This is a genomic window from Trichormus sp. NMC-1 (assembly GCF_001858025.1).
Taxonomy (GTDB): Bacteria; Cyanobacteriota; Cyanobacteriia; order Cyanobacteriales; family Nostocaceae; genus Anabaena.
Genome location: NZ_LZQD01000002.1, coordinates 495,549 through 509,221, shown reverse-complemented (window position 1 = coordinate 509,221; position 13,673 = coordinate 495,549). Strand labels below are relative to the sequence as shown.

Annotated in this window: 6 protein-coding genes and 1 pseudogene; 4 read left to right on the top strand and 3 right to left on the bottom strand. The window is 39.8% G+C overall.

Going from position 1 to position 13,673, the window contains the following annotated elements; genetic code table 11:
* Nucleotides 1–606 precede the first annotated feature (606 nt).
* Together A9Y75_RS08970 and A9Y75_RS08965 are read left to right on the top strand one after the other, a co-directional pair.
* Nucleotides 607–1,275 carry a cobalt transporter gene (locus tag A9Y75_RS08970; RefSeq protein ID WP_071189217.1) on the top strand — a complete coding sequence of 223 codons (669 nt, stop codon included), beginning with the start codon at nt 607–609 and terminating at the stop codon, nt 1,273–1,275.
* Between the two features lie 155 nt (nt 1,276–1,430).
* Entirely contained in the window at nt 1,431–4,559 is a 3,129-nt protein-coding gene (locus A9Y75_RS08965) for a CusA/CzcA family heavy metal efflux RND transporter (RefSeq protein WP_071189216.1), read from the top strand.
* Nucleotides 4,560–5,091: 532 nt separating this feature from the next.
* On the opposite strand, the gene A9Y75_RS08960 is transcribed toward A9Y75_RS08965, so the two are convergent.
* From A9Y75_RS08960 to A9Y75_RS08950, 3 genes and pseudogenes are all read right to left on the bottom strand, one after another.
* On the bottom strand, nt 5,092–7,209 hold the full coding sequence (locus A9Y75_RS08960; protein WP_071189215.1) for an acylase: 2,118 nt from the start codon (nt 7,207–7,209) through the stop codon (nt 5,092–5,094).
* A gap of 223 nt (nt 7,210–7,432) precedes the next feature.
* Nucleotides 7,433–8,497, bottom strand: a pseudogene (locus tag A9Y75_RS08955) (ATP-binding cassette domain-containing protein); the annotation flags it as partial.
* Nucleotides 8,498–8,538: 41 nt separating this feature from the next.
* Entirely contained in the window at nt 8,539–9,342 is an 804-nt protein-coding gene (locus A9Y75_RS08950; RefSeq protein ID WP_071189214.1) for an ABC transporter ATP-binding protein, read from the bottom strand.
* A 510-nt stretch (nt 9,343–9,852) separates the two neighbouring features.
* On the opposite strand from A9Y75_RS08950, the gene A9Y75_RS08945 reads away from it, so the two are divergent.
* Together A9Y75_RS08945 and A9Y75_RS08940 are read left to right on the top strand one after the other, a co-directional pair.
* Nucleotides 9,853–10,872, top strand: a complete 1,020-nt coding sequence (locus tag A9Y75_RS08945) for a helix-turn-helix domain-containing protein (protein WP_071189213.1) — start codon at nt 9,853–9,855, stop codon at nt 10,870–10,872.
* Between the two features lie 182 nt (nt 10,873–11,054).
* Complete coding sequence (locus A9Y75_RS08940; protein ID WP_071189212.1) at nt 11,055–13,610, top strand: TonB-dependent siderophore receptor; 2,556 nt, start codon at nt 11,055–11,057, stop codon at nt 13,608–13,610.
* The last annotated feature ends 63 nt before the right edge of the window (nt 13,611–13,673 follow it).

The following is a 13,673-nucleotide window of genomic DNA, read 5'->3' as shown; positions in this document are numbered from 1 at the left end:
TTGACGCAAGTAAAGGATTTTTAACTCACCGAGTTTACATGATCTGACAACAATTATACATTTTTATTTCCCTTGAATTCCCTATTCTAAAAACCGAACGATGAACTGGATTTCCCCCGTTCCTTGTCAGGCAATCCCTCTATTTTATTGAGTATTTATACCTGTTTTTGCTCCATCTGTTTTTTCAGCCAGAGGCAATGGCTGAAAAACTAGTTACTTTGTACTATATTTTGAACTCCAAAATCGGGGTTAATACTCTATTGTTTTCAAAATGAGAATTGCTGGGTGGTAAGGCTGTGCGTAGCCCCCTTGATTAGAAATACTGGTGATTAGAAATACTGGCATATATTTTACATGAATTTTGAACACCTAAAATAGTACAAAGTTAACACCCTAGCTCATAGCCATAACACCACACAGCAGGCAAGTGGATTGCCGATGGGTATTCTGCTTCATCTTCCACCAGTAAAATTCGCATCACTTCAGGAAAATCAACCACGAGCTTGATCTTACAAAAACTTTTGCCATTTCACCTGGATTTCATCTGTCCTTTGGTAAACTATGGAAAACTTTTATTTAACCCCGTATTCATTGTGAGGAGTGATTATGAAACCTTTTATGCTAATGAGTTCCATTCTGGCAACCAGTCTAATGATCAGTGCGCCCACAGTTGTATTTGCTCACGTTGGGCATGGTGATGAATTTCAAGCAACAGGCGGCATTAATCGCGTCAAAGTCAACCCCCAAACCGATCAACTATTAGGCATTGTGGTAACACCGATCGCCTCCTCTGCCAAATCTGGATCTGCGGTGATGATTCCGGTGACGGCATTGGTTGATACTGATGGTAAGCAACTAGTCTTTGTGCAGTATGAGAATTTTTATGAGCCAGTGGAAGTCACCACCGGCGCGACAAAAGGCGAACTAATCACTGTTACCAAAGGATTGTCCGTTGGCGAAAAACTTGTTACCCAAGGTAGTTTGTCGCTCTATGCTGAATCGCGTAAAACTAAAACCGCCGATACAGCACCCAGTCCAGCAGCGAGTCCCACTCCTAAAACTGATACAGCCCATGCTCAGGCAGATGCTAAAGGAATACCTCATAGCCATGATACAAGCGGTAATCTCGTCTCACAGGCTGGTGAAACAACTCAGCAATCAGGCGGATTGCCAATGGGTATTTTAGCAGGAGTCGGTGGTGGAGTGGTGCTTGTGGGTGGAGCGATCGCTGTTGTCGTAGGTATGGGTAAAAAGAAAAGCGATTTATCTGAATAAAACAGGACTTACGCAAAATCATAAAAAAATGAACCACATTTTTATATCTCACGCAAAGGCGCAAAGGCGCAAAGAAAGAAATACAGATATCAGTGTGTGGTCTAAATACATGAAAACTGCTGTAAGTCCTATAAGAAAGGAGATTTTTAATTGAAATGTTTAATTCCATTCTGAATCAGATTCTCAAAAACTCAATTACCCAGCGTTGGTTCATAGTTATCTGTGCGATTTTAGTGACGGTGTGGGGAGTATTCACTGTCACTCAGATGCCACTGGACGTTTTTCCCGAATTTGCACCCCCCCAAGTGGATATTCAAACCGAAGTGTCAGGACTAGCTCCAGAGGAAGTAGAATCACAAATTACCGTGCCGATTGAAAGTGCGGTAAATGGTTTGCCGGGGGTGACTACGGTGCGTTCTTCCTCTAAAGTTGGGCTGTCTATGGTGCAGGTGGTGTTTGACCAGGAAGCGGACATTTATAAAGCTCGGCAATCAGTGACAGAACGACTCCAGCAGGTGACAAATCAGTTACCTGAAGGGGTGCATCCACCGGAAATTTCACCGTTGGCATCGCCCTTGGGTACGATTTTACAGTATGCCTTTACGGTGAATGGGCAGGGGAAAACCTCGCTGATGGATTTGCGTCGTCTAGTGGATACTACCCTGAGCAACCAAATTTTGTCCGTGCCAGGAGTCACTCAAGTTACGATCTACGGTGGGGATGAACGACAGGAACAGGTGTTAGTTGATCCAGCCAAATTGCGATCGCTCAATGTTTCCCTGACTGAAGTTACCAATGCTGCTAAGGGCGCAAGTTCTAACGCTCCTGGTGGATTCTTAATTGGTGGTGGTCAAGAACTTTTGGTACGCGGTATTGGGCAGGTAAAATCAGTTGCAGACTTACAGCAATCTGTGGTCAAGGTGCAAGATGGGAAACCAATTTTGCTCAAAGATGTGGCGGAAGTAAAAACGGGTGCAGCACTGAAGCGGGGAGATGCTAGTTTTAATGGGCAACCGGCTGTAGTGATGATGATTAACAAACAGCCTGATGTTGACACTCCCACGGTGACAAAAGCAGTAGAAGCTTTACTGCAATCGTTGCAATCAACCTTTCCCGCTGATGTGCAGATGGCGCGGACGTTTCGGCAGTCTAACTTTATTGATACTGCCATTGGTAATGTCGGCCGTTCTCTAATTGAAGGCATCATCATCGTGTCGGTGATTATGCTGTTATTTTTGATGAATTGGCGCACCGCCGTAATTACTCTGAGTGCAATTCCTCTTTCACTGTTAATTGGCTTAATGTTCATGAAAGCTTTTGGCTTGGGCATTAACACTATGACTTTGGGCGGTTTAGTTGTAGCCATTGGTTCAGTTGTGGATGACTCAATCGTGGACATGGAGAACTGCTATCGCGGACTCCGAACCAATCAGGCACAGGGCAACCCCAAGCATCCTTTTGAGGTGGTGTATGACACATCAGTGGAAGTGCGGTTAGCCGTAATTTTTTCCACGGTGATCATCGTAGTCGTGTTTGCACCAATTTTTAGTTTGACGGGTGTTGAGGGTAATATTTTTGCACCAATGGGTTTTGCATATTTGCTTTCTATCTGTGCGTCTACTTTGGTGGCTATGACCCTTTCACCTGCTTTGTGTGCCATTCTGCTGGCAAACCAAACCCTACCCCAAGAAGATACATTTATCTCACGTTGGGCAGAACGGTTATATCGTCCATTGTTAAATCTGTCGCTGCGATCGCCCCAAATTATTCTAGGTGTAGCACTTGCAGCTTTGGTTGCTGCAAGTGCCATCGTTCCCTCCCTGGGACGGGTGTTTCTGCCGGAATTTCAGGAGAAATCATTGGTCAATTCAATGGTTTTATTTCCAGGGGTTTCCCTCGATATGACCAATCGGGCAGGGATAGCACTGTCTAGTGCGCTTAAAGATAATCCTTTGTATGAGTGGGTGCAGATACGGGCAGGACGCACTCCAGGAGATGCAGATGGGGCGGGAGTGAGTATGGCTCATGTGGACGTAGAATTGAGCGATCGCGCCCTCGAAGACCGCGAAGCCAGTATTAAACAATTGCGGCAAGAGTTCAATAAACTGCCTGGTGTGGCATCTAACATTGGTGGATTTATTTCTCACCGTATGGATGAAGTGCTATCGGGGGTCAGAAGTGCGATCGCTGTGAAAATCTTTGGACCGGATTTAATCGAACTGCGAAAGATTGGCGAACAAGTACGAGATGTGATTGGTCCCATTGCAGGGGTTGTAGATTTGCAGCTTGAACCCCAACTACCCATTCGTCAAGTACAAATCCATTACGATCGCACGGCTGCGGCTACCTATGGATTGAGTATGGAGCAGTTATCAAACGTTGTCGAAACTGCTTTAAATGGTAGTGTGGTGTCCCAAGTGGCAGAAAATCAGCAGCTTATTGATATTTCTATCTCTTTGACGGATAAAGCCCGCAATAGTTTAGATGCCATTCGTGCTATTCCCATCACTACCCCTATTGGGCAAATTATCCAACTGGGTGCGGTTGCGAAAGTAGAGTACGGTATGGGAGCAAATGTTGTCAATCGGGAAGATGTCTCACGGCTGATTGTTGTTTCGGCAAATGTGGCCGAGCGTGATTTGGGCAGTGTCGTCGGCGATATTCAATCCCAAATTCAACAGAAAATCAAACTCCCTAATGGCTACTTTATCCAGTACGGTGGACAGTTTGAATCGGAGCAACGTGCTACTAATAATCTACTGGTATTTAGTATCTTGGCAGCGATCGCCATTGCGGTGTTGATGTTTTTCTCTGTTAAATCGCTTTCCGCGACAATCGCTATCATGCTCAATCTGCCTTTGGCTTTGGTGGGTGGCATTGTTTCCATTGCCTTGAGTGGTGGTGTGATGTCGATCGCTTCTTTGATTGGTTTTATTACCCTATTTGGCGTTGCTGTCCGCAATGGCTTGTTGTTGGTAGACAACTATAATAATAAGTTTGCTCAGGGAATGCCTCTTAAAGATGTGATTGTCAACGGTTCTCTAGAACGAGTGAACGCCATTCTGATGACTGCACTCACTTCCGCATTGGGGATGTTGCCTTTGGCGATCGCTAGTGGGGCTGGAAATGAAATTCTGCAACCCTTGGCAATTGTAGTTTTGGGTGGTTTGTTTACTTCTACAGCTTTGACTTTATTGGTTATTCCGGCTCTTTACGCTAAGTTTGGCAAACAGTTGATGCCTCAACAGAAACCTGTTTTGGTTAACCAAACATGGTCAAACTAATAACGATGATGTTGTGATTGGTACTATAAAAACATCTTTACGGTGAGTTAAAAATCCTTTACTTGCGTCAAATTACTCAAACATGGATCATTTGGCAGAGACCCTATAAATTCCTGAATTAATACAATTTTTACGGTCATCATTACATGACTTACCTGATGAAAGGAAACCTGGAAATAATACGAAATATCAGGTAGAAGACGCAGTGATGGCAAAAAAGTTGTTGAGAATTTCATCTCGATTTATCAGTTGAAATTGATTTTTCATGGACAAATTTCTTAAAACCTGTTTATCTCCAACGTTGGATGATAATTATCTGTCAAAAAATGATGCTTCGACACAACTTCTTTATTTAAATAACAGAATTTTCTCTGATTTTTTTCAAAATGAGAATTGCTGCAATGGGAGTTGTATTATTGGCATTTTTGGCATTATTTAATCAAAAACATCAGATGAAAGATGCTTTATCCAAACAAGTCTAGATAAAAAGATGACTCATGTAAGGGTTTAGCAATGGTAAACTTCTACTGAATTAAAAAACTTTTCTTGATTCCAAATGAGCCTTAATTTCCGGTTTTGTTCGCCACACAGGACGCAATTTTTTCTCAGCAAATAGTGGCAATTGGTCGCTAATATGAGATGAACCAGGTTGAGTTGCATTTCCGTAGCTGGTAAGTGCCATTGCACGGACTGGCTGAGAAAACTCAACTGCTGCGACAAAGGAATCACCACCCACAGCTTGAAAACGTCCCTCCGCTGGGGCAAAATTAACAACTTGAAATGTTCCTAAATATCCCTCAGCACCGTTAGCTGGTAAATCTAAATTACCAACTTTCAGGCGAAAAACTTCTCCCCAACTAACATCTAAGCTACCGTAGTTTGTTTTGATTTCTTGTGCAACTTTTTCTAATAGTTCTACAGCCGCTTTCGGATTAGCTAAACCATCGGGAGTTGTGCGTGGTTGGGTTTCACTCCAAGGTTGACTAAATGCTTGATCAAAGTCTAATTTATCTGCCCAAGCTGTAAATAAAACTGCACCTTTACTATTAGCATTGGCTTGTCTATCCCATTTTTTTAGAACCTCAGCCGCTTGTTTTGCTAATTCATTTCCTTGTTGTGCAACCGGAATTAAATCATCAAGAATTCTGTCTGCTAATTCCATTCGCGTGGAATGTTTGTAGGTAATCATTTCCTCAAAGGAAATACTTTCATCTTCAGCTAACATTCTGGCAGAATGCTGGGCGCGGAAATCCATTGGACCCCGTGGTGCTATATAAGCTGGATAATTATCTGCTTTGATAGCGGTGGGAAAAGTAGTTGTCCAAGGTGCATCATTAGCATTTTGCAACCAACCACTAGGCGGATCAATTACTTTTGGTAAATCTTGATAGGGGTGAAATTTAGTCCACAATGTTTTGGATGTATCCCCAGGAATCATGCCTTGCCAATATTTAAAATCTCCATCTTGCCGCACGGGAACTAGACCGTTAAATAGATGCATAATATGTCCTTTCCGGTCGGCATAAATGATGGTAAACATCGGTATCTGCAACCGTTGTACTACTTTCTGAAATGCGGTGAGATTTTTAGCGGTTGCCATATCCCACAACTGTTCTAATATGCCTGCACTATCTTGACCAACTACTCTTAATGCTACGGATTTACCATTTTTTTCCCTAATTACAGGACCGTGAATAGAGTTTTTAACTGTTAATAATTGCTCTCGGAAAGAGCCTTTTTTTTGTTTGACTTTTAGTAAAGATGTTGTTGTTTGAAAAGGGAGAATTTTGTCATCGAAAAGATAACCATCTTTTTGCAATTTCAGTTCGTAGGCATCCCAGCCATCATGGGTGTTAACGGTGTGAGTCCAACCTAAATTATCATTGAAGGCGATCGCTAATACGGGAATACCTACCAATGTTGACCCGTAAGCATCAATACCTGGTGCAGTAATTTGGGCTTCGTACCATAAAAATAAATTTCCCCAAGGGGTATGGGGATTCGCTAATAACATCGCTTTACCATCAGCAGAACGTTTTGGTGCGATCGCCCATCCATTAGAACCAGGCGCAGACTTGGTATCATTAATATCTGCCACTCTTCCTGGATCAACGACAAACGTATACAGCAGTACCCTTTGCAGGTGACTGAGTACATCCTGGGGTGTAACAGGTAATACTACTTTTACTTGTTCGTCAATTAAATCAGGATGTTCTTTAGCATAGGCATTAATTCCCGCTGCAAAAGCATCTAGATAACTGCGAAACGCAGAACTTTGTGCTTCATACCAAGAACTAGCACGTTTGGGTACACCCATTGTTAGTACCCACTTATCTGATTCTAAATACTTCTCTCCCCAATATTCAGCCGCCCTTCCTCGTGCTTGTCCATAGAGACGTAAAAGCAAGTTACCGTGACTTTGCATTTGCGCCCAACCAAAAGCTTTAAAAGCACCCTGATGGTTATTACCATAAATATGGGGAATACCATAAGTATCCCACAGGATTTCTGTTGATTTGGGAACAGCACTAAAACTTTGACTACTCACCACCAAAGTAAAGATGATGCTGAGTAAAAAAGGTAAAAATCTGCGTAATTTTTGTTGCCAGTCTAGAGAATAATCAAATTTAGTTTTTGCCGCAATAAACATTGTATTCATTTGTTATAAAAATCATAGACTTCTTCTGTACAGAAGAATTGATAAACTTGAAAATTAGATTTTATCATATCACTAAATAATAATTATTCTTAATAAGCAAATGTAAATTATCTGGATTTTGGTATAATTTTATGGTATGAATCCCAGACGTTCTATAGAACGTCTCCATATTCTTTTTCACCAAATGTCTAATACCCAAATTAATTAGCGGGACTTAAAGAAAAATCTGATCAAATTTACCTTGGGTTTCTACTCTCCCTGCTTTCATGACAATAATCTGGTCAGCGCGACGCAACACAGAAGGACGATGAGAAACAACAAGACAGGTTGGTGTCCAAGGATTTTCTCTCTGTTCTGTATTAACAAATATCTGCGACCATAAAGCCAATTCTGTCTCCACATCCAAGGCGCTAGAAAGGTCATCAAATACCATTAATTCGGTTTGACGGATAAACATCCGCGCGGCTGCTACTCGTTGCATTTGTCCACCAGAAAGCCGCACACCTTTAGAACCAACTAAAGTTTCTAGACTTTCATTCATAGTTGCTAAATCTTGGTCAAATACAGCCATGTTTAAAGCTGTGGCGATATCTTGATCATCTTTAGATAATCCTAATAAAATATTTTCCCGCAGGGTATAACTAAAAAGTTGGGGAATTTGAGAAGTATAAGCACTGCGAGGGGGAACAAAGAAAGTAGCAGGGTTTTCAACTATATCTCCATTCCAGTAAATTTCCCCGCTTTGCTTAGGTAATAATCCTAATAATAAACGCAGTAATGTAGTTTTGCCAGAACCAATCTGACCAGTAATTACAGTCAAACTACCGCGCTGAATTTCAAAGCTAATATCTGTAATTCCTTGGTTAGTACCAGGATAAATATAAGTGAGATGAGAAACTTTCAAAGATTGAAGATGATCTTTTTGATTCCGCAAAGGTTGTTCTATTTTTGGTAAATCTTTTTGAGAACCATTCAAATCATTTAGATGCGTTTCCCCTGGTTCTGATGGTGTAGGTGTTTGTGTTGTTGAGACAGCAGGTGTAAAGCTAAAAATCAAACCCTCATCACTATCAAATAATTCCAGTGTGGGAACTCCTGACTCTCCTTGTATCTTTATCTGAATAGTATTAGCAGTAGCTTGGGTAACATTAACAGAAATAATCCCCGCTACAGGATTAGCTATATTAACATCTTTACCATCTGGTAGTGCTAGTACCGCATTAGGAATATCTGCAATATAATTATTTGCCTCAGTTTTAGTTACAGGTTGTAATGCGTCGGTCTATTTTTTAGCTGTAATTTATTGCCTAAATTGATCAATTAGGAATCTATATTTACTTTACCTTTACGTCCTATTGGCACACACATCGGTGTTCCCACAACTGGATCAGCAACAACACGACAATCTAAGCCAAAAACCTCTTTTACCATTTCCTCATTCATGACTTCTTGTGGTTCTCCAGCAGTAAAAATCCTACCTTCTTTAACTGCTACTAAATAATCAGCATAACGACAAGCGTGATTTAAATCATGCAACACCATGACAATAGTTCTGCCCTGAAGTTTGTTCAACTCATACAACAAATCTAAAACTTCTATTTGGTGTGTCAAATCTAAAAAAGTAGTCGGTTCATCTAATAGTAGAATATCCGTATCTTGAGCCAATGCCATAGCAATCCAAGCTCGTTGTCTTTGTCCACCAGATAAAGTATCTAATGCTCGTTCTGAAAACTTGACTAAATTGGTAATTTCTAACGCCTGTTGCACAATTTTTTCATCTTTTTCTGACCATTGTTGTAACCAACTTTGATAAGGATAACGACCTTGAGCAACTAAATCTTTAACTGTTAAACCTTCTGGTGCTACTGGACTTTGAGGTAAAATTCCTAATTGTTGAGCTACCTCTTTTGTAGAGAGTTTAAAAATTGATTCTCCATCCAAATATACAGCACCATTGCTAGGTTTCAGTAATCTGGCTAAACCTCTTAATAATGTGGATTTTCCACAACCATTAGCACCAACTAAAACACTAATTTTACCCGTAGGAATAGCTAAATTTAAGTCCCGGATGATGGTGTTACCATCATAAGCTAAAGATAAGCTTTTTGTTGATAATCCTTTCATAACAATTTTGGATTTTGGATTTTAGATTTTAGATTTTGGATTTTAGATTGGTAATAGGTAATTGGTAATGGGTAATGGGTAATTGGTAATTGGTGATTAGGAAAATACAAATAATTTCCCCCTGCTCCCTGCTCCCTGCTCCCCTGCTTCTTCCCCAGTCACCAGTCACCAATCACCAATCACCTATTTTTTCTGATTCCGAATTAACAAATCGAGAAAATAAGGCGCACCGACAGCAGCAGTCACTACACCGCAGGGAATACTGATTAGTAAATATTTGCAACTGTTGTCCAAGCTGTGGCACTCAAAAATCCCATCAGCTTACTGAGTCGGTTTCTGCTTTTGAGTCTCAAACCCAGTTATGGGAGTAGTAAGTTTAGCACAAAGGACACAGTCTAATGCGATGTATTCTCTATTGTAAATCACCTCATAATTGTTGTAAATTAAACATTAATCTTTTTCTTAGTTAAGAACTAATTGCAATTAGTTTAGCAGAATTGCCGTTAAAATATGACAAATATCCTGACGGAAGAGCAAGTTAGTCAAATTGAACAGGAAACTCTAGAGATTTTAGAGGTATCCTACAATACTCATGGATTTGATGAAATTCGGAGAATCCGTAATAGTTTATACAAAAATAATTATCAATTAGTTGAATTTTGCCCGGGATTAAGTCTAGAAATTTTTGATGATTATTACTACCAGCACGTAAACAGTAAAATTAATCACTATGGATTATACGCGCTAACAGCCAAATTTTATTTAGCAGGTAATCATAGTGTGATTTGTCCGGGTATTACAGGGGTGAAGAGCAATTACCAAGAAACAGTAGGAAATAATTACTTATTTTACTTACCAGATATTGAGGAAATCGAACAATATTTTGCAGGCGATCGCATCTATATAATTAAAATATGTATAGATTTAGACTTCCTGAAAACTTTCATAGATGGACTAGAACATTTACCAAAACAATTACAGCCTTTCTTAGAAAGCGACTCTCCACCAAGGTTTCACACTCCAGTCGGTAAAATTACCCTTTCCATGCAGACAGCATTACAGCAAATTCTCAATGCCCCCTATCAAGGAATGATACAAAAAATGTATCTTGAAGGCAAGGTACTAGAATTACTAGCTTTGCAACTTGCACAAATCATAGAAGTTGAGGGAGATAAACAACCCTTGATTAATCTCAAAGCAGCTGATATTGAGAGAATTTATCAAGCTAAGGATATTTTAACCAAAAACTATGATCATCCACCGTCATTAATTGAATTAGCAAAAAAAGTTGGTATTAACGACAACAAACTCAAGTATGGGTTTCGGGAAATATTCGGTACTACAGTATTTGGTTATTTGCGTGATTATCGCCTAGAAATAGCGCGAAAGTTGTTACAGGAACAAAAACAAAATGTGAGAACTGTTGTCAACACTGTTGGTTATGCCAATCAAAGCCATTTTGCAGCCGCATTTAAGCGTAAATTTGGGATGACTCCCCAAGATTGTCGTTTAGGTAAAAAAGCTATCTAAACCTATGCAGCTAATTCTAGCCTACTTGCAGGTTATTATCAACAATTAATCATACTCTCCGTTAAGGGTTCAAAACTCTCCCTCTACTATATAGACTTACACTGTAGAAATTACATAAACTCATTCCACAGACAGTTGCAAATTATTTGCAATATTGAGCTTATTTTTGTGGAGTGAAGGGTATGGTGTATCGGCAATCAAAAGAGATAATTTCCGCAGGAATCGTGTTTGCATTCGCATCATTGCTTATCCAACCTGCTGCGGCAGAAACTAAATTACATAATTCTACCAATACAGCAAAGTTACTACTGGTACAACAAAATAATAAGGCATCAGTAAAAGTTACAGGTGTCAAAGTCAATAAGACAGATAAGGGTATCGAAATTATTTTAGAAAGTGCAAACCCAGATGCACTTCAACCCACTAATAAAAGTACAGAAAATAGTTTTATTGTTGATATCCCTAATGCAGTATTAGCACTACCAGAAGGCAAAGATTTTAACATTGCTAATCCAGTACAGGGGATTATTTCTGTGAGTGTTACTCAAGCTGATAATAACACTGTAAAGTTAACAGTAAAAGGTGAATCTGGTTTACCAGCAGCAGAATTATTTGATGGTGAAGAAGGTTTAATTTTTGAAGTTGTACCTAAAGCTGCAACGACACCACCACCAGAACAACCAGAAGAACCGGAACAACCAGAAGAACCGGAACAACCAAGAAGCGAAACACCGCCAGAACAACCTATTGAATTGGTAGTTACAGGTCAACAAGACACCTACCGAATACCTAACGCCTCCACTGGTACAAAAACTGACACCCCAATCCGCGATATTCCTCAAGCAATTCAAGTCATCCCGAAGCAAGTCCTTCAAGAACAGCAAGTACAACGTTTAAGTGACGCATTAAAAAATACTGCTGGTGTAATTACTAACTCTTCAGAACGGAATGTATTTGATGGTTTCAATATTCGAGGATTCACAAATCGTACTATTATCCGTAATGGATTGAGAGATGACACCAACACTACTGCTGGTTCTGGAATTGCCAACATTGAGCAAATAGAAGTTCTCAGAGGTCCGGCTTCGGTTCTCTTTGGTCAAGGTGGAGCAGGGGGTACAGTAAATATTGTTACTAAAAAACCTCTGGAAACACCCTTCTATTCAGTAGAAGGATCAATTGGTAACTACAATTCATATAGTGGTTCAGTTGATTTTACAGGTCCTCTGAATGATAGTAAAACTTTGTTGTATCGTTTCAATGCTTCCGCTTCTAGTACAGATACCTTTGTAGATTTTGTTGACATTCAACGTTACTTTATTGCTCCAGCTTTAACTTGGAAAATTGGTCAAAACACAACATTAAATTTAGAAGCAGAATATTTCGATACACAACAACGAAACGACCGGGGTATTCCAGTATTGGGTACTATCTTACCCAACCCCAACGGCAAGATACCAAGAAATCGGTTTACCAATGAGCCTTCTATTGATAAAAACAATCGCCAAGTATGGCGAGTAGGCTATAATTTAGAACATCGTTTTAATGAAGATTGGCAAATACAAAATAGCTTCCGTTCTTCCTTTCAAACAAATCAGCAAAATTCTGGCGCTCCCAGATCATTAGCAGCTGATAATCGCACTTTAAACCGTAATCTAAATACCTCTGATGCAAGCGTCACTAGCTACATTCTAGATACTAACTTGATTGGTAACTTTAATACTGGAAATATCAAGCATAAACTGTTATTTGGCTTTGATTTATCTAGAGAGATATTTGAAGGTACTGGTCAGCGTGTTGCAGTTAGTCCTCTAGATTTATTTAATCCTATATACGGTTCACAAAACATCGGTGATGTACTTGCTGAATTTCCTAATGAGCCATTTACTCAAGAAGGTTTAGGATTGTATTTACAAGACCAAATTTCCCTATCTGATAATTTTAAAGTAGTCATTGGGGGACGTTTCGATATTGTTAATCAAAAGTATGACGCATCTGATGATGAATTTGATTCTTTTCAGGAAGATACAGCATTTAGCCCCCGCATTGGTATGGTTTATCAGCCAAGCAAATTAGTTTCACTGTATGCTAACTACAGCCGTTCATTTGAGCAGGTAACAGGAACAACTTTTGATACTGCTTTATTTACCCCAGAACGAGGTACTCAATATGAAGTAGGTGCTAAGTTTGATTGGACAGATAAACTTTCATCAACAGTTTCTCTGTATCAAATTACCCGTTCAAATGTTCTCACATCTGATCCCAGAGATGCGGATTTCTCTATCCAAACTGGTGAACAAAGAAGTCGTGGCTTTGAAGTAGATATTGTTGGTGAAATACTACCTGGATGGAAAATAATTGGTGGCTATGCTTACACTGATGCACAAGTAACTAAAGACAATGATATTCCAGTTGGAAACCGCATTAATAACGTTCCAGAACACGCTATTAGTTTGTGGAATACCTATGAAATTCAAAAAGGAAATCTACAAGGTTTAGGTTTAGGTTTAGGTCTTTTTTATGTAGGAGAAAGGGAAGGAGATTTAGACAATACCTTTAGTTTACCCAGTTATTTACGCACTGATGCAGCATTATTTTATCGCCGAAATAACTTCCGAGCCGCTCTTAACTTACAAAATTTGTTTGATACTGAGTATTTTGAATTGGCTGAAAACCGCTTGCGTGTTTTTTATGGCGCACCTCGATCTATAAAATTTACTTTGGGCTGGCAATTGTAATTTTTAAATTACTCAAATGGGTAGTTTTTAAAACTGCGCGTTATGACAAATTACATACAGCCC